The sequence below is a fragment of the Micromonospora sp. WMMC273 genome (assembly GCF_027460285.1).
Lineage (GTDB): Bacteria > Actinomycetota > Actinomycetes > Mycobacteriales > Micromonosporaceae > Micromonospora > Micromonospora aurantiaca.
In genome coordinates this window covers 3,034,034-3,053,249 of sequence record NZ_JAPZBE010000001.1, presented here as the reverse complement: position 1 = coordinate 3,053,249, position 19,216 = coordinate 3,034,034, and the positions used below count along the sequence as shown (strand labels likewise).

Genomic DNA, 19,216 nt, shown 5'->3' with positions numbered 1-19,216 from the left:
CGCACCCCGAGTACGCGGGCGGCAGCGTCCGGGAATGATCCCGGGCCGGCGGTCGTTGGACATGTCTCCGGCGCGACCAGTGCGCCCCGCACGCCACCCCCGGCGTCCGCGGGCCGCGTGAGAGCAAGGCGCCGGATCCCCCCGAAGACTTCCTTGAGCGCCTGACGGTGCCCACGCATCCACCCCCGGGTGCGTCGACCCCCGAACGGAGCCCACCATGAACAGCATCCTGCGTAAGAGCATCCTCGGTATCGCCGGTCTGACCGTCGCCGGTGGCCTCGCCGCCGGCCCGCTCAACCACGACACCAGCACCCCCACCGCCCGGGACGCCGCGGTCACCACGACGCAGGCCGCCGGCAAGCTGGACAGCGCCGCGCTCATCCCGCACGGTGTTCAGGGCGCCCAGTCCCACATCGACCTGAACGACGAGCAGACCGCCAACGTCAAGGCGATCATCGCGGCGACGAAGAAGGCCGGCATGGACGAGCGTGCCGCGGTCGTCTCCATCGCCACCGCCCTGCAGGAGTCGAAGCTGGAGAACCTCGGCCACCTCGGTGACCGCAACGACCACGACTCGCAGGGCCTGTTCCAGCAGCGCCCGTCCAGTGGTTGGGGCACGGTCGAGCAGATCACCGACCCCGAGTACTCCACCACCGCCTTCCTGAAGGGCCTGAAGCAGGTCGACGGCTGGCGCGACATGCCGCTGACCGTCGCCGCCCAGACCGTCCAGGTGTCGGCCTACCCGGACCACTACGCCCAGTGGGAGCAGCAGGCCGCTGACCTGGTCGCCCAGCACTGGAACAGCTGACCCGGCGGTGACCGGGGTCACGACGAGCGAGCGGAAGAACCGTGACCCCGGTACCGTTGTGCAGAGCGTCGGTGTGTCCAGTGTCCCCGGGCCTCACCTAAATTGCCTTCGCGGAATACCGTTCGGCTGGAGCCGCGTCGCGCCACTCGCCGAGAGGCGACATGCACACCGACGCCCAGAGCCGCCCCGGCCATCCGGCCGGGGCGGCTCTGTCTGTGGGCTCGAGTCGCACGCCCCTGGTCGCTGGCCTAGGGTTACAGGCAGAGGTGAGCCGTTCTCGACGGAGAGGGGGTGCGCGGATGGGTTTCAAGACGTTCATCCAGGGGTGGCCGGTCTACCGGCAACTCACCGGCACCGACCCGCTCGGTCGCGGCGCCGCCGCCCAGTCGGCCCGCTCCGCGGAGCTGAGCCCTCGCACCGAGACCGCCGACGGCATGGCCCGCTCGGTCTGCCCGTACTGCGCGGTCGGCTGCGGGCAGCGCGTCTTCCACTCCGGCGGCAAGGTCACCCAGATCGAGGGCGACCCGGACAGCCCGATCTCGCGCGGCCGGCTCTGCCCGAAGGGCTCGGCCAGCAAGAGCCTGGTGACCAGCCCGCTGCGCCAGACCACTGTCCGCTACCGCCGGCCGTACGCGACCGAGTGGGAAGACCTGGACCTCGACGTCGCGCTCGACATGATCGCCGACCGGATCCTCGCCGCCCGCGCGGACACCTGGGAGGACGTCGACGACGAGGGCCGCCCGCTGAACCGGACGCTGGGCATCTCCAGCCTCGGCGGCGCGACGCTGGACAACGAGGAGAACTACCTCATCAAGAAGCTGTTCACCGCGATGGGGGCACTCCAGATCGAGAACCAGGCCCGTATTTGACACTCCGCCACCGTCCCCGGTCTGGGGACCAGCTTCGGTCGCGGCGGCGCGACGGACTTCCAGCAGGATCTCGCCAACGCTGACGTCATCATCATCCAGGGCTCGAACATGGCCGAGGCCCACCCGGTGGGCTTCCAGTGGGTGATGGAGGCGAAGAAGCGCGGCGCGAAGGTCTTCCACGTCGACCCGCGGTTCACACGTACCAGCGCGCTCGCCGACACGTACCTGCCGATCCGCGCGGGCACGGACATCGCGCTGCTCGGCGGCGTGGTGCGCTACATCCTGGAGAACGAGCTGGACTTCCGGGAGTACGTGCTGGCGTACACCAACGCGGCGAACATCGTCAGCGAGCAGTTCGCCGACACCGAGGACCTGGACGGCCTGTTCTCCGGCTACAACCCGGACACCGGCTCGTACGACCACGCGAGCTGGCAGTACGAGGGCCAGGAGGACAATGCCAAGGCCCGGGGCACCGGCAAGGAACGTGACTCGGCCTCCGGGCTGGAGCACGAGTCGCACGGCGAGCCGGTGCCGGCGCAGGCCCCGCGGGACGAGACGTTGCAGCACCCGCGCTGCGTCTACCAGATCCTGAAGCGGCACTTCGCCCGCTACACCCCGGAGATGGTGGCGCGCGTGTGCGGCATCCCGGAGGAGAAGTTCCTCGAGCTGGCGCGCGCCTGGACGGAGAACTCGGGCCGGGAACGCACCGGCGCGCTCGTCTACTCGGTCGGCTGGACGCAGCACAGCGTGGGCGTGCAGTACATCCGGACCGGCTCGATCATCCAGACGCTGCTGGGCAACATGGGCCGCCCGGGCGGCGGCATCCTGGCGCTGCGCGGGCACGCCAGCATCCAGGGCTCCACCGACATCCCGACGCTGTTCAACCTGCTGCCCGGCTACCTGCCGATGCCGCACCACGCCGACCACCCGACGTTCGACAAGTGGGTGGACAGCATCCGGCACCCGGGCCAGAAGGGCTTCTGGGGCAACTCGCGGGCGTTCGCGGCGAGCCTGCTCAAGGCGTACTGGGGTGACGCGGCGACGCCGGAGAACGACTTCTGCTACGGGTACATGCCCCGGATGACCGGCGACCACGGCACGTACCAGCAGGTCCTGAACATGATCGACGGCAAGGTGAAGGGCTACTTCCTGCTCGGCCAGAACCCGGCTGTCGGCTCCGCGCACGGCCGGGCCCAGCGTCTGGGCATGGCCAACCTGGACTGGCTCGTCGTCCGCGACCTGTTCATGATCGAGAGCGCCACGTTCTGGAAGAACGGCCCGGAGGTCGCCACCGGCGAGATCGTGCCGGAGGAGTGCCGGACCGAGGTGTTCTTCCTGCCGGCGGCCTCGCACGTGGAGAAGGAGGGCACCTTTACCCAGACGCAGCGGCTGCTGCAGTGGCGGGAGAAGGCCGTCGACCCGCCGGGCGACGCCCGCTCCGAGCTGTGGTTCTTCTACCACCTCGGCCGGGTGCTGCGGGAGAAGCTGGCCGGTTCCACCGCGCGCCGCGACCGGGCGCTGCTGGACCTGGCCTGGGACTACCCCACGCACGGTCCGCACGCGGAGCCGAGCGCCGACGCGGTGCTCAGGGAGATCAACGGGTACGAGGTGGCGACCGGCCGCCTGCTGAACGCGTTCGGCGAGGCCCGCGACGACGGCTCCACGGCGATCGGCTGCTGGATCTACTCCGGCGTCTACGCCGACGGCGTGAACCAGGCGGCCCGCCGCCGGTCCCGCCACGAGCAGGACTGGGTGGCCGCCGAGTGGGGCTGGGCGTGGCCGGCGAACCGCCGCACGCTCTACAACCGCGCCTCCGCCGACCCGGAGGGCCGGCCGTGGAGCGAGCGGAAGAAGTACGTCTGGTGGGATCCGGACGCCGGCGAGTGGACCGGGTACGACGTGCCGGACTTCGAGAAGACGAAGCCGCCGTCGTACCGGCCGCCCGAGGGCGCCTCCGGCCCGGCCGCGCTCGCCGGTGACGACCCGTTCGTCATGCAGGGCGACGGCAAGGCGTGGCTGTACGCGCCGAGCGGCGTCCTGGACGGCCCGCTACCGACGCACTACGAGCCGGCCGAGTCGCCGATGCGCAACCCGCTCTACGGTCAGCAGGCCAACCCGACCCGCAAGATCTACGAGCATCCGATCAACCGGATGAACCCGAGTCCGCCGGAGCCGCACAGCCAGGTCTTCCCGTACGTGTTCACGGTCAGCCGCCTCACCGAGCACCACACGGCCGGTGGGATGAGCCGTACCGTGCCGCGCCTGGCGGAGCTGCAACCGGAGATGTTCGTCGAGGTGTCCCCGGAGCTGGCCGGCGAGCTCGGGCTGGCCCACCTGGGCTGGGCGCATCTGATCAGCGGCCGCGCGGTGATCGAGGCGCGGGTACTGGTCACCGACCGGCTCACCCCGCTGCGGGTGGACGGCCGGATCATCCACCAGGCCTGGTTGCCGTACCACTTCGGCACCGAGGGCCTGGTCACCGGCGACTCGGCGAACGACCTGTTCGGCATCACGCTGGACCCGAACGTGCTCATCCAGGAGAGCAAGGTCGGCACCTGCGACATCCGGCCCGGCCGTCGTCCCACCGGTCCGCCGCTGCTGGACCTGGTCGGCGACTACCAGCGGCGGGCCGGGATGACGCCGGATCGGAAGATCCCGGTGGTGACCACCGACGCCGTAGGCGGGGACGACGCCGCCGGCAGCACCGACGAGCAGTCGGCCGCCGCGCACCAGGACGGGGATCGGGATGCCTGACGCCAACAGCCTGTACGGCCCGCTCGACCCGGCCCCGGACGCGGGCTGGGTCGACGCGCCGCCCCGGATGGGTTTCTTCACCGACACCAGCGTCTGCATCGGCTGCAAGGCGTGCGAGGTGGCCTGCAAGGAGTGGAACGGCGTCCCGGACTCGGGTTTCGACCTGCTCGGCATGTCGTACGACAACACCGGCGCGCTCACCGCGAACTCGTGGCGGCACGTCGCGTTCATCGAGCAGCCCCGCCCGGCCGGGCACCGCACGCCGCCGTTCGCCGGCGACCCGACCGGCCCGGCGATCAGCCCGGCGTCGGCGGCGGCCGGGGCGGGCACGGCACCCGACACGGGTACGAATCCCGGTCTGCCGCCGGGGCGGCCGGAGGCGGCGGCGCGGATGGCGGCCGGTCCGGAGTTCCTCGGTATGCCCGGCGCCCAGCCGCCCGGGCGGGACAGCGGCGCGGAGTCCCGCACCGACTTCCGCTGGCTGATGATGTCCGACGTGTGCAAGCACTGCACGCACGCGGCCTGCCTGGACGTGTGCCCGACCGGTTCGCTGTTCCGCACCGAGTTCGGCACGGTGGTGGTGCAGGAGGACATCTGCAACGGCTGCGGCTACTGCATCTCCGCCTGCCCGTACGGCGTGATCGACCAGCGCAAGGGCGACGGCCGGGCGTGGAAGTGCACGCTGTGCTACGACCGGATCGGCGCGGGCATGACGCCCGCCTGCGCGCAGGCGTGCCCGACCGAGTCGATCCAGTACGGCCCGCTCGACGAGCTGCGGGAACGGGCCGCCACGCGGGTCGCCGCGCTGCACGAGCGCGGCGTGCCGGAGGCCCGGCTGTACGGCCACGACCCGACCGATGGCGTCGGTGGCGACGGCGCGTTCTTCCTGCTGCTCGACGAGCCGGAGGTGTACGGGTTGCCGCCGGACCCGGTGGTCACCACCCGGGACCTGCCGAAGATGTGGAAGCGGGCCGGGTTCGCCGCCCTGGCCATGGCGGCGGCTGCCGTCGCCGCGTTCGTCGGAGGATCGTCGTGAGCCCGGACCGCCCGGTCGGTGACCTGTTCCGCCGCTTCCGCGAGCGCCTGTCCACGGGACCGGAGGACCGTGGCGCCGCCGAGCGGGAGAACGGCAGCCGGGCCACCGCCGCCGGTCCCGGTGTGGGACGCACCGACGCGGGTTCCCGCGACGCCGGCCTGGCCCCGCACCCGCCCCGCGACGCGGCCCCGCGCCGACGCCGGGGCGGCAAGGGCGGCGGGGAGCAGCTCAACGTCCCGCCGGCCGAGTTCACCTCCTACTACGGCCGGCCCGTCCTCAAGCCGCCGGTGTGGCGGTGGGACATCGCCGCGTACCTGTTCACCGGCGGCCTCGCCGCCGGCTCGTCGCTGCTGGCCGCGGGCGGGCAGCTCACCGGCCGCCCGGCGCTGCGCCGCGCCGGCCGGGTCACCGCCCTGGCGGCGGTGGGCGCGAGCACGTACTTCCTGGTGAACGACCTGGGCCGGCCGTCGCGCTTCCACCACATGCTGCGGGTGGCGAAGGTGACCTCACCGATGTCGGTGGGCACCTGGATCCTCAGCGTGTTCGGCCCGGCCGCCGGGGTCGCGGCGATCGCCGAGGCGGCTCCGCTGCTGCCCGAGCGTGGCGTGCTGGGGCTCAGCCGCCGGCTGCTGCCGCCGGCCGGGCACGCCGCCGGTGTGGTCGCCGCCGTCACCGCGCCGGCGCTCGCCACGTACACCGGTGTGCTGCTGGCGGACACGGCGGTGCCGTCGTGGCACGAGGCGTACCCGGAACTGCCGGCCATCTTCGCGGGCAGCGCGCTGGCCAGCGGCGCCGGTGTCGGGCTGGTGGCCGCGCCCTGCGCCCAGGCCGGTGCGGCGCGGCGCCTCGCGGTCGCGGGCGCGGCGATGGAGCTGTGGGGTTCGCACCGGGTGGAGAACCGGCTCGGCCTGCTCAGCGAGCCCTATACGCAGGGCACGCCCGGCAAGCTGTTGCGCGCGGGCCGGGCGCTTACCGCCGCCGGTGTCGTCGGCGCGCTGGTCGGCCGGCGCAGCCGGATGCTGTCCGCGCTGTCCGGCGGTGCGCTGATCGCCGCGTCGGTGTGCACCCGGTTCGGGATCTTCCACGGTGGGGTCGCGTCGGCGCGCGACCCGCGGTACACGGTCGTGCCGCAGCGCGAACGCGCCGACCGGCGGGCCGCCGACCAGGTCTGACACCTCCCCGGGCGGCCCGCGCCGCGCTGTGGTTGACTGCTGAGTGGAGGCGTTCAGGCGGCTGGTGCCCCTCCCGGTCTTCAAAACCGGTGTGGTCCGGGACCCGGGCCAGGCGGGTTCGATTCCCGTCCGTCTCCGCCAAGTACCGTTCCCGGGAGTGCGCCGATGCGTGAGGTCGACCCGCGACGGCGGGTGCCGCGCACCGACGCGCTGCTCGCCGATCCCGCGCTGGCCGCCGCCGCCGCGACGCTCGGCCGCGACCGGGTCAAGGCCGCGATCGTCAGCGCGCAGACCCGCGCGCGGCGCGGCGAGCTGACCCCCGATCAGGTACGCGACGCGGCGCTGGCGGACCTGCCCGGCCGTACGCCCCGCCCGGTGCTCAACGCCACCGGCGTCGTGCTGCACACCAACCTGGGCCGCGCCCCGCTCGCCCCGTCGGCGGTGGATGCGCTGGTCGCCGCCGCCGGGCACACCGACGTGGAGCTGGACCTGCGGACCGGCCGGCGGGCACGGCGCGGCCGGGAGGCGCTGGACGCGCTCGCCGCGGCGGTGCCCGACGCGGGGGCGGTGCACGTGGTGAACAACGGCGCGGCGGCGCTGGTGCTGGCCGCGACCGCGCTGGCGGCCGGCCGGGAGATCGTGGTCAGCCGCGGTGAACTGGTCGAGATCGGCGACGGGTTCCGCCTGCCCGACCTGCTGGCCAGCACCGGCGCGCGGCTGCGCGAGGTGGGCACGACCAACCGCACCAGCCGTGCCGACTACGAAGCCGCGATCGGTGAGCGCACCGGGTTCGTGCTGAAGGTGCATCCGTCGAACTTCGTGGTCACCGGCTTCACCTCGGCGGTGCCGGTGGCGGAGCTGGCCACGCTCGGCGTGCCGGTGGTGGCCGACATCGGGTCGGGCCTGCTCGCACCGGACCCGCTGCTGCCCGACGAGCCGGACGCGGCCACCACGCTGCGCGCGGGCGCGCACCTGGTCACCGCCAGCGGCGACAAGCTGCTCGGCGGCCCGCAGGCCGGTCTGCTGCTGGGCGACGCCGACCTGGTGCAGCGGCTGCGCCGGCACCCCCTCGCCCGGGCGCTGCGGGTCGACAAGCTCACCCTCGCCGCGCTCGCCGCGACCCTGTACGCGCCGTCCACGCCCACCCGGGACGCGCTGCACGCCGACCCGGTCCGGCTGCGGGAGCGGCTGGAACGGCTGCGGGACCGGCTCGGTGAGGACGGCTGCAAGGCCGAGGTGGTGCCGTCGGCTGCGGTCGTCGGCGGCGGCGGGGCACCGGGCGTGGAACTGGACTCGTGGGCGCTGAGCCTGCCCGAGCGGTACGCCGAGCCGCTGCGCACCGGCGACCCGGCGATCCTCGGCCGGGTGCTGCACGGGCGGCTCCTGCTGGACCTGCGCGCCGTGCCGGACGGCGCCGACGAGCGGGTCCGCGCCGCCGTGCTGAGCGTGGAGGACTGACCGGCATGTTCGTGGTGGCGACCGCCGGGCACGTCGACCACGGCAAGTCCACGCTGGTGCGGGCGCTGACCGGGATGGAACCGGACCGGTGGGCGGAGGAACGCCGCCGCGGCATGACCATCGACCTGGGCTTCGCCTGGACCACGCTGCCGTCGGGCGGCACGATCGCGTTCGTCGACGTACCCGGGCACGAGCGGTTCGTGCCGAACATGCTCGCCGGCGTCGGCCCGGTCCCGGCCGCGCTGATCGTGGTGGCCGCCGACGAGGGCTGGATGCCGCAGTCCGCCGAGCACCTGGCCGCGCTGGACGCGCTGGGCGTGTCGTACGGGCTGCTCGCGGTGACCCGCGCCGACCTGGCCGATCCCGGGCCGGCGGCGGCGCGGGCCCGCACGGAGATCGCCGCGACATCGCTGGGCGCTGTGGAGGCGGTGTCGGTCTCCGCGGTCACCGGCGCCGGGCTGCCCGAGCTGCGTGCCGCGCTCGATCGCCTGACCGCCCGGCTGCCCGACCCGGCCCGGGACACCCCGGTGCGGCTCTGGGTGGACCGCGCGTTCACCGTGCGCGGCAGCGGCACGGTGGTCACCGGCACGCTCGGCGGTGGCCGGCTGCGTGTGGGCGACGAGCTGGAGCTGGCCGCCACCGGCGAGGCGGTGCGGGTACGCGGACTGCACTCCCTCGGTGTCGCGCATACCGAGGTCGACGCGGTGGCCCGGGTCGCGGTGAACCTGCGCGGCCTGCCCCGGGACCGGGTCGGGCGCGGCGACGCGCTGCTCAGCCCCGGCCGGTTCGGGCGTACCGACCTGCTCGACGTGCGGCTGTCCGGCGACCCGGCCGCCGACCTGCCGGCCACGCTCACGCTGCACGTGGGCGCGGCGGCGGTGCCCGCCCGGGTCCGGCCGCTGGGCCCGGACACGGTACGGCTGCGCCTGGCCCGTCCGCTGCCGCTGCTGATCGGCGACCGGGCGCTGCTGCGCGACCCCGGGCGGCACCACGTCGCGGGCGGCGTGACGGTGCTGGACGTGGACCCGCCGCCGCTGCGCCGGCGGGGCGCGGCCGCCGCCCGCGCGGCGGTGCTGGCCGGCCTGGACGGGCGGCCGGACCTGCCCGGCGAGCTGCGGCGACGGCGGCTGATCCGGGCCGGGGACCTGACCCGGATGGGCGTGGCGCCGGTCGCGACGCCGGTGGCCGGGCAGTGGCTTGCCGACCCGGAGCACTGGCGGGACCTGGGCCGCCGCCTCACCGAGGAGGTGACCCGGTACGCCGCCGAGCATCCGCTCGCCGCGGGCGTACCCGTCGACGTGCTGCGGCACCGGCTCGACCTGCCCGACCGTGCCCTGGTGACGGCGCTGCTGCGCCCGCCGCTGCGGCTGCGCGACGGCCTGGTCACCGCCGCCCCGCAGGGCACGCTGCCGGACCCGGTGGCCCGGGCGGTGGACCGGGTCCGGGCCGAGTACGGCGACCGCCCGTTCCAGGCCCCCGAGGCGCACCACCTGGCCGACCTCGGGCTGGGTCCGCGCGAGATCGGCGCCGCGGTACGCGCCGGCGCGCTGCTGAAGCTCGCCGAGAACGTGGTGCTGCTGCCCGGCGCCCCGGACGACGCGGTGCGCGTACTCGCCGGGCTGCCGCAGCCGTTCACGCTCAGCGCCGCCCGGCAGGCGCTCGGCACCACCCGCCGGGTTGCGGTGCCGCTGCTGGAGCTGCTGGACCGGCGCGGCGCCACCCGCCGGCTGCCCGACGACGCCCGCGAGGTGGTCCACCCGCCCGGGTGAGCCAACAGGCGTCGCCCGCCCGCCCCGGTCACCTACCGTGGCGCCATGGACCCTTCCGCGGTCTGGCGGGACAAGAACCACAAGTGGCGGATCGAGGCGTACCGGGCACCGGACCTGCGTTTCGCCATCTACGCCACGAACGGCCCCACCGAGTCGGCGCCGTTGTGGCTGTTCGGGATGGCCGCGCTGGCCCGCTGGCTGATGACCCACGCGATCTCACTGGACGACCTGGAGACGGACTGATGGGTGTCCAGGTCGCGCTGGTGCTGTTGCTGATCCTCGTGAACGCCGCCCTGTCCGGCAGCGAGATGGCGCTGGTGAGCCTGCGGGAGGGGCAGCTGCGCCGGCTGTCGCGCTCCGGGCGGGCCGGGGCGCGACTGAGCCGCCTAACCCGCGAACCGAACCGCTACCTGGCCACCATCCAGCTCGGCATCACGCTCGCCGGGTTCCTCGCCTCGGCCGCCGCCGCGGTCACGCTCGCCGAGCCGCTCGTCGGCCCGCTGGGCCTCCTCGGCGGGGCCGCCCGCCCGGTCGCGGTGTTCCTGGTGACGCTGCTGCTGACGTTCCTCACGCTCGTGGTGGGCGAGCTGGCGCCCAAACGGCTGGCCATGCAGACGGCGGAACGGTGGGCGCTGATCAGCGCCGCGCCGCTGGACCTGCTGGCCCGGCTGTCCCGGCCGGCGGTGTGGCTGCTCGGCCGCTCCACCGACCTGCTGGTCCGGCTCGCCGGCGGCGACCCGCGCGCCAGCCGGGAGGAGGTGACCGAGGAGGAACTGCGGGAGATGCTGGTCAGCCAGCGTGGCCTGTCCGCCCAGCAGCGGGAGATCCTCGCCGGGGCGTTCGACATCGCCGGCCGTACGCTGCGGGAGATCCTGGTCGCGCGCCGCGACGTGACCACGCTGCCCGCCGACCTGCCGGCGGCCGAGGCGATGCGCCGCCTCGCGGCCACCGGCCGGTCCCGGGCGCCGGTGATCGGACCCGGCGGGCTCGACGACGTCCGCGGCACCGTGCACATCCGCGACCTGGTGGACGCCGACGGGGCGCGCGTCGGCGACCGGGCCCGCCCGCCGGTGCTCCTGCCGGGCACGCTGCCGGTGGCCGACGCGATGCGGCAGCTGCGCCAGCGACACGAGCAGCTCGCGCTGGTGGTCGACGAGTACGGCGGCGTGGACGGCCTGGTCACCATGGAGGACCTGCTCGAGGAGGTCGTCGGCGAGCTGTACGACGAGACCGACCGGGACGTGCGCCGCGCCGTGCGGGAGCCGGACGGCGCGCTGCTGCTGCCGGGCGACTTCCCGCTGCACGACCTGCCCGACGTGGGCGTCCGCGTGACGTTCCCGCTGTCGCGGGAGTACACCACGGTGGCCGGGCTGGTGCTGGCCGGGCTGGGCCGGCTGCCCGAGGGCCCGGGGGAGCGGGTGCGGCTGCCCGGCCTCACCGTCGAGGTGGTCGAGGTGGCCGGACGGGCGATCCGCCGGGTCCGGCTGCGCGGCCCCGCCGTCGGCCGCAGCCCGGACTGACACCCGGACGGGGGACAACCGCCCGATCCCCGTCCCGCGCCCGGCCGCCGATCGTACGGTGCGGGCGTGAAGGACCGAGGAATGCGGACGTTCATCACCGTGCTCGCCGGGCTGGCCGTGATCTACTTCGGCTTCACCGGAAGCCGCGACAGTGGCGGGGAGGGCGGCGTCTCCGGCGGCGTGGTGCTGCTCGCGCTGCTCGCCTCGCTGCTGGCCTGGAACCTGACCAAACCCGGCCCGGCCAAGTAGCCCTCAGTGGGCCGTGGCGGCGCTGCGGCTCACCTCGCCCGCCGACTCCTCGCCCAGGGCGACCCGCACCAGCGCCGACGCGAGCCGGCCGAAGTCGGCCTCGCCGACCAGCCCGACCAGCTCACCAGGGCTCGCGGGCAGGCCCAGCCGTTTCGCCCCGGCGAGCGTGCGCCGGTCGGCGTACGGGCGTACGTCCGGCCACACCGACTGCGCCTCGCGCAGGAAGATGTCCGCACCGGTGGGGCCGATGCCGGGGAACTCGGTGAGCAGCCGGCGCAGCACGGCCCGGTCCGCGCCGGCCTCCTTGTGCAGCCGGCGCAGGTCGCCGTGCCAGCGGTCCAGGCACAGCCGGGCGCCGGTGCCGAGCATGGTCGCGGTCCGCTCGTCGTAGCGCCGGTAGTGGCCCCGGCCCAGCGCGTCGACCCGGTCCTGCCAGGTCGCCGCCTCCATCGCCTGCGGGGTGCGGTAGCCCGCCGTGAACAGCTCCCGGGCGGCGGCCACCGCCACCGAGGCCCGGATCCGGGTGCTCAGCAGCGTGGTGAGCACCAGCAGCTGGTAGAGCGGGCCGGGCCGGTCCGCGAGGGCGATGCCGGCCTCCTCCGCGTACGTGCGGGACTGCCGGTCCAGCAGGGCCCGTGCGACGTTGCGATCGTCTGGCATCCACCCGGGTTACCCGCCCCGGCCCGGGCCAGACCCCCGAGCCGATCCGGAATGCGCCGGGCGGCGACGGGTACGCGGGCCGGGTGCGCGGTCGACGGCCGTGCGCCCCACCGGGAAGGAGAGACCCGTGGTCAAGCCGCAGCAGGAGGAACTGCGCCGGAACGACCTCGGCGCCACCAGCCAGGACAGCCGCAAGACGGCCACCCAGGCGGGCGGCCGTTCGCGCAGCCGGGGCACGTCGAACGCCGACGCGGGACGCCCGGTCCCCAGGGGACAGGTGTCGCCGTACGGCCCGGCCGGTGAGCCGGTGGCCGACGACGAGAGCTAACCGCGAGCCGACGTCGGCCGCAGCCGCCGCCAGGTGGCTGCGGCCGACAGCCCGTACGCCAGGTGCGGGATCAGGTCCGAGATCCAGTCGCTGCGCCGCCAGGTGCGTGGGTCGGTCACGCCGAGCGCTGTCATCGAGCCGTCCGAGGTGGCCATCACCCCACCGCCGAGCAGCACCGTGGCCAGCGGCAACGGCATCCGCCGCCGTGCGGCGAGCAGGCCGAACGCTGCGCCCGCGGCGATGCCGGTGGCGTAGCCGAGCAACGGCCCCAGACCGGAGCGGCGGTTCGCCGCCTCGTCGCCGGGGCCCAGATCGACGTGCGTGACGTCGGCCAGCCGTCCGGCGACCGATTCGGGGGTGCTGCTGGCCGGCCGGGCCCGCAGCGCCATGTCGAGGTACGAGACCGCGTTGAGGACGGCGCTGCCGACGGCGCCCGCGATGACGCCGTCGACAACCGCTGCCGTCCTCACTTCGGGTCACCCGGTTCCCGGTTCCCCTTGGGGCCGTAGGTCCGTTCGCCCCGGACCACACCGCGTTGGCCCCTGTCGTCCTGGAGGATCCGGTTGGCGACCTGGTTCGCCTCCTTGTCGGACGCCCGTCCGGACTGCTCGACGAGGTCGCGAAGGCGTGCTCGCTGCTTGTCGTACGCGTTGCTGCCCGGCCGTGGTCCTGGCATCTCTGCCTCCTGCGGATCGCTGTCGGCTGACCGTAGGCGTCTACCCGCCCGGGCCGGGACCAACCGTTGCCGGGCGGATCCCCGCCAGGCCGGTCGGGCGGTCGGGCGCCGCTCAGCCGGGCGCGCGGGCCGCCGCTCAGTCGGCCGCGCGGACCACAGCCACCGGGCAGGCGGAGCGGTGCAGGATCCCCTGGCTCACCGAGCCGAGCAGCAGCCCGCCCAGCTCGCCCCGGCCCTGCCGGCCCACCACGACCAGCTGGGCCTCGGCCGACGCGGCGGTCAGCGCCGCGACCGGTTTGGCGCGTACCGCCTCGGCGTGCACCGGCAGGTCCGGCCACCGTTCGCCGATCCCGGCGAGCGCCTCGGTGAGCACCCGCTCCGCCTCGGCGTCGTCCCGGCCGTGCGGGCGGGCGTGCACCGCGCGCAGCGCGGCGCCGCGCGCGGACGCGGTCTCGGCGGCGAACTCGACAGCGGCGCGCGACGGCGTCGAGCCGTCCAGGCCGGCCACGACCGGGCCGCCGTCGTGGGCGGTGCCGCGCGCGATCAGTACCGGGCAGTCGGCGTACGAGGCGACCTGCACCGCCACCGACCCGATCACGAGCGCGGCGAAGCCACCCAGGCCCCGATCGCCGAGCACGACCAGAGCGGCGGTGGGGGACTCGCCGAGCAGCACCGCTGCCGCCTCCCCGTCGATGATCTCGCCGGTGATGCGCAGCCCCGGCGACTCGGCCTCGGCCACCGCCACCGCGTCGGTGACCAGTTGCTCGGCCTGGTTGCGCAGCCCGGCGCCGGGTGGTGAGCCGGCCGGCGCGGAGACCGGTACGCGCAGCAGCGGCCAGATGAACCCGTGCACGACCCGCAGCGGGCGGTTGCGCAGCCGCGCCTCCCGGGCCGCCAGGCGGACCGCCCGGGTGGCCGGTTCGGAGCCGTCCACCCCGACCACCACCGCGGCCCCGTTCGCCGAGTTCACCAGTACCTCCTCGTGGCGGCGCTCCCGCGGCCAGTATCGCGGCCCGGACGGCGGCCCGGGGCGATACCGCCCGGGGTCGCCCGGTGGGTACGCTGGCGTGCAGCGCCCAGGGGAGGGAGCCCCGTCGATGGATCAGCCGGACGGACCGAGCACCGCCCGCATGATCGACTACTGGCTCGGCGGCCGGCACCACCGCCCGGTGGACGTCGCCGCGGCCGCCGCGTTCGAGGCGGCGTACGGGCCCTGCGCGGCGATCTTCCGGTCGCTGCGCGGATTCCTCGGCCGCACCGTGCGGGCCATGACGGCCGACGGGATCGACGGCTTCCTGGTCTTCGGCGCGGGCGTGCCCACCTGCGGCAACGTGCACGAGGTCGCGCCGGAGGCGACCGTGCTCTACACCGACGTGGACCCGGAGACGGTCCGGCTGGGCCGGAGCCTGCTCGACGGCAGCGACCGGGCCGGGTACGGCTACGGCGACGCCACCGACATCGGGACCGTCGACCGGGCGCTGCTGCACCGGTTCGTGCCGGGCTGGGGGAGACGGCCGGTGGGGGTGGTCTTCCTCGGGCTGGCGGCGTTCCTTGACGACGACACGCTCGCCCGTACGCTCGACGAGCTGTACCAGGCGGTGGCGCCGGGCAGCCGGCTGGCGATCGACTTCGACACCGAGGAACTGGCCGGGCACCCGGAGGCGCTGGCCATGATGGGTCCGGCGTTCCGGATGCGGGCGCCGGAGCGGTTCGCGCCGCTGCTGGGCCGCTGGCAGCCGACCGGCGACGGCATCGTGGCCGTGGCGCGGTGGCGGCCGGCCGGTGAGCCCGAGCCGGTGCCGGACGCGTTCCACGGTGCGCTGGCGGTGCGCCCGGCCGGCTGAGCCGGTCCCCGTCACGCCCGGCCGAGGCGGGGCGTTCGCCGTCGGGCGGCCTTCGTATGATGTTTGCCCTGTAGCAATAGTCGTCATCGGAGGATGAGCATGCCGGAGGCGTCCGGATCGGTGTCGCGTGCCCTGCGCACGGCGCCACCCGACCAGCTGGCGGAGACCGCGGACGCGGTGCTGCGCCAGACGCTCGGGGCCGCGCGGGCGGAGGTGTTCGTCGCCGACTACCGCGCCAGCGGGCTCTGGCCGGTGCTCGACCCGGACGTGCCCGACGGCGGCCCGCTGCTGGCCCACAGCGTCGCGCAGCGCTGTTTCAGCAGTCAGGAGCCGGTGCTGGACATCGTCGAGGAGGGCCGCTGCCGCGCCTACCTGCCGCTGTCGGTGTGGGGGGAGCGGCTCGGCGTGCTGATGGTGGAGCTGCCCGGCGACCCGGACGCCGCCACTGTGGAGGCCGCCCGCGACGCCGCCGGTGAGCTGGCCGTGGCGATCCGCGCGGCCGACCGGGAGACCGACCGCTACCGGCGCGCCCGGCGGCGGGAGCGGCTGAGCATGGCCGCCGAGATGCAGTGGGACCTGTTGCCGGGGCGCAGCGTACGGCTCGGTGACGCGCTGCTCGCCGGGCAGCTCGAACCGGCGTACACCGTGGGCGGTGACCACTTCGACTGGTCGGTGGACGGCGACCGCCTCACCCTCACCGTGCTCAACGGCACCGGCAGCGGGCTGGCCGCGTCGATGCTCACGGCGATGACGGTGAACGCCATGCGCAACGCCCGGCGTTCGGGCGGCAGCCTGGTGGAACAGGCGGAGCTGGCCTCGGACACCATCTACTACCAGCACCGGGGGAGCCGGCACGTGGCCACGCTGCTGCTGGAGCTGGACAGCCGGCGGGGCGTGATGCGCGCGGTGGACGCCGGGTCGCCGCAACTGCTGCGGCTGCGCGGGGGCCGTGTCACACCGATCGCGCTGGAGCAGCAACTGCCGCTGGGCATGTTCGCCGAGACCCGCTACGACGTGCAGGAGTTCACTCTGGAGCCGGGCGATCGCCTCTTCGTGGTCAGCGACGGCGTGTACGCGGCGGAGCCCGACGAGCAGGAGCCGTACGGTGTCCGGGCGATGGCGCGCGCGATGCGGTCGACTCGGCTGCAGCCGGCGACCGAGGCAGTTGGTACGGTGATGCGCGAACTGCATGCGTACCATGCCGACGCGGATCTCCGTGACGACGCGGTCGTCGTCTGCCTGGACTGGCGCGGCTCCAGCCGGTCCGACGACGTGACGGGGCAGTGACGGGGGCGGCGGAGCGGACACGAGCGGGACGATCGCAGGGGACAGCGAGTGGAGCGACCTCCGAATCTTGCCGCGGCCATCGAATCGGCTGCGGAGGCGCTCATCGGTGTGCTCGACTCCGCGACCTCCCGGCACACCGTCAGCGTTTCGCCCACCCAGTTGCGAGTGCTGTCGCTGATCGTGTCGCATCCGGACACCAACGTGAACCGGCTGGCCGAGCTGCTGGACGTGGTCCCGTCGTCGGCGAGCCGGCTCTGCGACCGCCTGGAGGCGGTCGGCCTGCTGCGCCGGGTGGCCGACCCGCGCGACCGGCGGGAGGTGCGGCTGATCCCGACCGCTGCCGCCGACACGCTGCTGCGCGACCTCCAGGAGAGACGGCACCGGGCGGTGCAGGCCGTGCTCGACCGGATGCCGAACCGGGTGCAGCACGAGCTGCTGCTGGCGCTGGTGGCGTTCAGCCAGGCTGCGACGGCCACCGCCCCGCAGGCCGGCTCGGACTCGACCGCCCGTACCGCCTGACCACTCGCACCGTCGTCCGGCCTTCCTTCCACTGCTCAACTAGTGTCCTAGGATGCCTTAGCGGTTGTGACGGTCGACACCGTGACACCACTGAGCAACCACGCAGCGGGCATCCGGGCGAGAACAGCGAGCCCGATATAGTGGCAGCGCAACTGGGCGGCCCGTGATCACCACGAGGACGGGCCGCGTCGGGGAGGTCCCAGCCCGGGATCACAGAGGGCGCCGGCGTCTGACCGGCCGGCAACGCGCACGTCCCTCCAGCGGCCGCTCATCCGGCTGCCGGACCGTGCTGCGAAGGGAGGGTTCGGTGTCGCGTCGGCCGGCTCCAGCGGAGGAACCGGATTCCGGGACCGCCACGGTCGTGGGAGACCGCGTCCTCACGCTGCCCAACCTGATCAGCTTCGTCCGGCTCGTCGGCGTGCCGATCTTCCTCTACCTGTTCCTCGTGGTCCGGGCCGACGTCGCCGCCATCGCGGTGCTCGCCGTGGGCGGCACCAGCGACTGGGTGGACGGCTGGATCGCCCGCCGTCTGGGCCAGGTGAGCCGGCTCGGTGAGCTGCTCGACCCGCTTGCCGACCGCCTCTACATCCTCGCCACGCTGCTCGCCTTCACCGCCCGCGAGGTGGTGCCCTGGCAGTTCACCGGGGCGCTGCTGGCCCGGGAACTGCTGCTGCTGGTGTCCCTCGGTGCGCTGCGCCGCTACGGCTACGGCCCGCCGCCGGTGCACTACGTCGGCAAGACCGCGACGTTCCTGCTGCTCGCGGCGTTCCCGATCCTGCTGCTCGCAGACGCGGTGCCGGACGCCGGCACCGCGGCCGGCGCGATCGGCTGGGGGCTGGCCTGGTGGGGCCTGGTCCTCTACTGGGTCGCCGGCGCGATGTACGTGGTGCAGGCGAGCCGTCTCGTGCGGGCCATGCGGGCTCGGCGTACGGAGGCACCGGCATGACCACGTCGCCGCCGCGGGACGCTCAGAACGAGCGCGACCCCTCGAACCGGGTGTACGCGCCGGACTTCCTGACCGAGCTGTTCCGCAATCCGCTGGACCCGGGATACGGGGACGCGGCCGCGCGTCGGGCGACGGGCTCGATGTCGCGGGTGCGGGAGGTGCTCGGCCGGCCGGTGAGCCTGCTGGTGCTGGCGCTGATCGGGTTCCTGTTCGCGGTGGCGTACCGGGAGACGATGGCGGAGGAGCCGAGCCGCGCGACGGCGCGGGCGGGCCTGGTCGCGGAGATCAAGGGGCGCGAGGCGGAGACCGACCGGTTGACCGAGCGGGCCGAGCAGTTGCGCGAGGATGTCAGCCGGCAGCGGGACGCGACGTTGAGCGGTTCGCAGGCGTCCCGGCTGCGCACGCTGGAGGCGGGTACCGGCCTGGCCCGGGTGCGCGGGGACGGCGTGGTGGTGCGGCTGGCCGACGCGGCGGCGGACCAGGACGGTGTGACGAACGGGGACGCGGGTCCGTCACGGGTGCTGTATTCGGATCTGCAGAAGGTCGCGAACGCGTTGTGGGCGGCGGGTGCCGAGGCGGTGGCGGTGAACGGCCAGCGGTTGACGGCGACGTCGACGATCCGGTCGGCGGGTGAGGCGATCCTGGTGGACTACCGGCCGGTGACGGGTCCGTACGAGGTGCAGGCGATCGGGCCGCGGTCGATGCGGGACCGGTTCGACGAGAGCCGGGCGGCTGCGTTGATGCGTGAGGTGGCGCGGAAGACGGGTCTGTCGTTCGGGGTGAAGCGGGTCGGTGACCTCACCCTGCCGGCGGCGCCGCAGCCGCGGCTACGCTACGCCGAGCCTCCGGCGACCCCGGGTCCGAGCGCGAGTGCGAGTGCGAGTGCGAGTGCGGGTGCGCGCCCGTCGGGTTCGGGTGCCGCCGGTTCGTCGAGTCCCGGGTCGTCCGGCCCGGGTGGTTCTTCCAGCCCTTCGGGAGGTGGCCGATGATCGCGGTGCTGGCGTTGCTCGCCGGTGTGGTGCTCGGGGTGTATCTGGACCCCACGGTGCCGGCGGCGTTGCAGCCGTATCTGCCGATCGCTGTGGTGGCCGCGTTGGACGCGGTGTTCGGTGGGGTGCGGGCGAAGCTGGACCGGATCTTCGACGACAAGCAGTTCGTGGTGTCGTTCATCTCGAACGTGCTGGTGGCGGGTCTGATCGTGTATCTGGGTGACCAGTTGGGCGTGGGCGGTCAGTTGTCCACGGGTGTGGTGGTCGTGCTCGGGGTGCGCATCTTCGGAAACGTGGCGGCGATCCGCCGGCACCTGTTCCGGGCGTAGGTT

20 protein-coding genes and 1 tRNA gene are annotated in these 19,216 nt (G+C 74.4%); 17 read left to right on the top strand and 4 right to left on the bottom strand.

Annotation, left to right across the window (positions count from 1 at the left end; translation table 11 throughout):
- Nucleotides 1-217: 217 nt before the first annotated feature.
- The 10 genes from O7611_RS14265 (at nt 218) to O7611_RS14220 (ending at nt 11,635) form a co-directional block, all read left to right on the top strand.
- Nucleotides 218-808: a hypothetical protein gene (locus O7611_RS14265; protein ID WP_269697013.1), complete on the top strand. Its 591-nt coding sequence runs from the start codon at nt 218-220 to the stop codon at nt 806-808.
- A gap of 299 nt (nt 809-1,107) precedes the next feature.
- Nucleotides 1,108-4,431, top strand: a complete 3,324-nt coding sequence (gene fdh, locus O7611_RS14260; protein ID WP_269697012.1) for a formate dehydrogenase — start codon at nt 1,108-1,110, stop codon at nt 4,429-4,431.
- The gene (locus O7611_RS14255) at nt 4,424-5,467 is read left to right on the top strand and encodes a 4Fe-4S dicluster domain-containing protein (protein WP_269697011.1); all 1,044 of its coding nucleotides are present in this window, start codon (nt 4,424-4,426) and stop codon (nt 5,465-5,467) included. Before fdh ends, O7611_RS14255 begins: the two co-directional genes overlap by 8 nt.
- Complete coding sequence (gene nrfD, locus O7611_RS14250; RefSeq protein WP_194803339.1) at nt 5,464-6,639, top strand: NrfD/PsrC family molybdoenzyme membrane anchor subunit; 1,176 nt, start codon at nt 5,464-5,466, stop codon at nt 6,637-6,639. The genes O7611_RS14255 and nrfD overlap by 4 nt, the downstream gene beginning before the upstream one ends.
- A 45-nt stretch (nt 6,640-6,684) precedes the next feature.
- Nucleotides 6,685-6,780 (top strand) — tRNA-Sec (locus tag O7611_RS14245).
- Between the two features lie 24 nt (nt 6,781-6,804).
- Complete coding sequence (gene selA, locus O7611_RS14240) at nt 6,805-8,097, top strand: L-seryl-tRNA(Sec) selenium transferase (protein WP_269697010.1); 1,293 nt, start codon at nt 6,805-6,807, stop codon at nt 8,095-8,097.
- A gap of 5 nt (nt 8,098-8,102) precedes the next feature.
- Nucleotides 8,103-9,866, top strand: a complete 1,764-nt coding sequence (gene selB / locus O7611_RS14235) for a selenocysteine-specific translation elongation factor (RefSeq protein ID WP_269697009.1) — start codon at nt 8,103-8,105, stop codon at nt 9,864-9,866.
- Nucleotides 9,867-9,911: 45 nt separating this feature from the next.
- A complete protein-coding gene (locus O7611_RS14230; protein WP_030503909.1) occupies nt 9,912-10,109 on the top strand; it encodes a hypothetical protein in 198 nt (65 codons plus the stop codon).
- Nucleotides 10,109-11,386, top strand: a complete 1,278-nt coding sequence (locus O7611_RS14225; RefSeq protein WP_269697008.1) for a hemolysin family protein — start codon at nt 10,109-10,111, stop codon at nt 11,384-11,386. The genes O7611_RS14230 and O7611_RS14225 overlap by 1 nt, the downstream gene beginning before the upstream one ends.
- Nucleotides 11,387-11,452: 66 nt before the next feature.
- A complete protein-coding gene (locus tag O7611_RS14220) occupies nt 11,453-11,635 on the top strand; it encodes a hypothetical protein (protein ID WP_194803387.1) in 183 nt (60 codons plus the stop codon).
- Between the two features lie 3 nt (nt 11,636-11,638).
- On the opposite strand, the gene O7611_RS14215 is transcribed toward O7611_RS14220, so the two are convergent.
- Entirely contained in the window at nt 11,639-12,295 is a 657-nt protein-coding gene (locus O7611_RS14215) for a hypothetical protein (protein ID WP_269697007.1), read from the bottom strand.
- Nucleotides 12,296-12,422: 127 nt separating this feature from the next.
- On the opposite strand from O7611_RS14215, the gene O7611_RS14210 reads away from it, so the two are divergent.
- On the top strand, nt 12,423-12,623 hold the full coding sequence (locus tag O7611_RS14210; protein WP_269697006.1) for a hypothetical protein: 201 nt from the start codon (nt 12,423-12,425) through the stop codon (nt 12,621-12,623).
- On the opposite strand, the gene O7611_RS14205 is transcribed toward O7611_RS14210, so the two are convergent.
- The 3 genes from O7611_RS14205 to O7611_RS14195 all read right to left on the bottom strand — a co-directional run bounded on the left by O7611_RS14205 (nt 12,620) and on the right by O7611_RS14195 (nt 14,269).
- Nucleotides 12,620-13,093: a hypothetical protein gene (locus O7611_RS14205; RefSeq protein ID WP_269697005.1), complete on the bottom strand. Its 474-nt coding sequence runs from the start codon at nt 13,091-13,093 to the stop codon at nt 12,620-12,622. The genes O7611_RS14210 and O7611_RS14205 overlap by 4 nt on opposite strands.
- Nucleotides 13,090-13,299, bottom strand: a complete 210-nt coding sequence (locus O7611_RS14200; protein ID WP_013286381.1) for a hypothetical protein — start codon at nt 13,297-13,299, stop codon at nt 13,090-13,092. The genes O7611_RS14205 and O7611_RS14200 overlap by 4 nt, the downstream gene beginning before the upstream one ends.
- Nucleotides 13,300-13,435: 136 nt before the next feature.
- Nucleotides 13,436-14,269: a universal stress protein gene (locus tag O7611_RS14195; RefSeq protein WP_194803346.1), complete on the bottom strand. Its 834-nt coding sequence runs from the start codon at nt 14,267-14,269 to the stop codon at nt 13,436-13,438.
- Nucleotides 14,270-14,396: 127 nt separating this feature from the next.
- On the opposite strand from O7611_RS14195, the gene O7611_RS14190 reads away from it, so the two are divergent.
- The 6 genes from O7611_RS14190 to O7611_RS14165 all read left to right on the top strand — a co-directional run bounded on the left by O7611_RS14190 (nt 14,397) and on the right by O7611_RS14165 (nt 19,213).
- On the top strand, nt 14,397-15,143 hold the full coding sequence (locus O7611_RS14190) for an SAM-dependent methyltransferase (RefSeq protein ID WP_194803347.1): 747 nt from the start codon (nt 14,397-14,399) through the stop codon (nt 15,141-15,143).
- A 99-nt stretch (nt 15,144-15,242) separates the two neighbouring features.
- On the top strand, nt 15,243-16,430 hold the full coding sequence (locus tag O7611_RS14185) for a PP2C family protein-serine/threonine phosphatase (RefSeq protein ID WP_194803348.1): 1,188 nt from the start codon (nt 15,243-15,245) through the stop codon (nt 16,428-16,430).
- Nucleotides 16,431-16,478: 48 nt separating this feature from the next.
- Nucleotides 16,479-16,949 (top strand): MarR family transcriptional regulator, encoded by a 471-nt coding sequence (locus O7611_RS14180; protein ID WP_194803349.1) that lies wholly within the window; start codon nt 16,479-16,481, stop codon nt 16,947-16,949.
- A gap of 307 nt (nt 16,950-17,256) precedes the next feature.
- Nucleotides 17,257-17,895: a CDP-alcohol phosphatidyltransferase family protein gene (locus O7611_RS14175; protein ID WP_442929346.1), complete on the top strand. Its 639-nt coding sequence runs from the start codon at nt 17,257-17,259 to the stop codon at nt 17,893-17,895.
- Nucleotides 17,892-18,884: a DUF881 domain-containing protein gene (locus tag O7611_RS14170; protein ID WP_269697003.1), complete on the top strand. Its 993-nt coding sequence runs from the start codon at nt 17,892-17,894 to the stop codon at nt 18,882-18,884. The genes O7611_RS14175 and O7611_RS14170 overlap by 4 nt, the downstream gene beginning before the upstream one ends.
- Nucleotides 18,881-19,213, top strand: a complete 333-nt coding sequence (locus O7611_RS14165; RefSeq protein WP_007071104.1) for a small basic family protein — start codon at nt 18,881-18,883, stop codon at nt 19,211-19,213. The genes O7611_RS14170 and O7611_RS14165 overlap by 4 nt, the downstream gene beginning before the upstream one ends.
- The last annotated feature ends 3 nt before the right edge of the window (nt 19,214-19,216 follow it).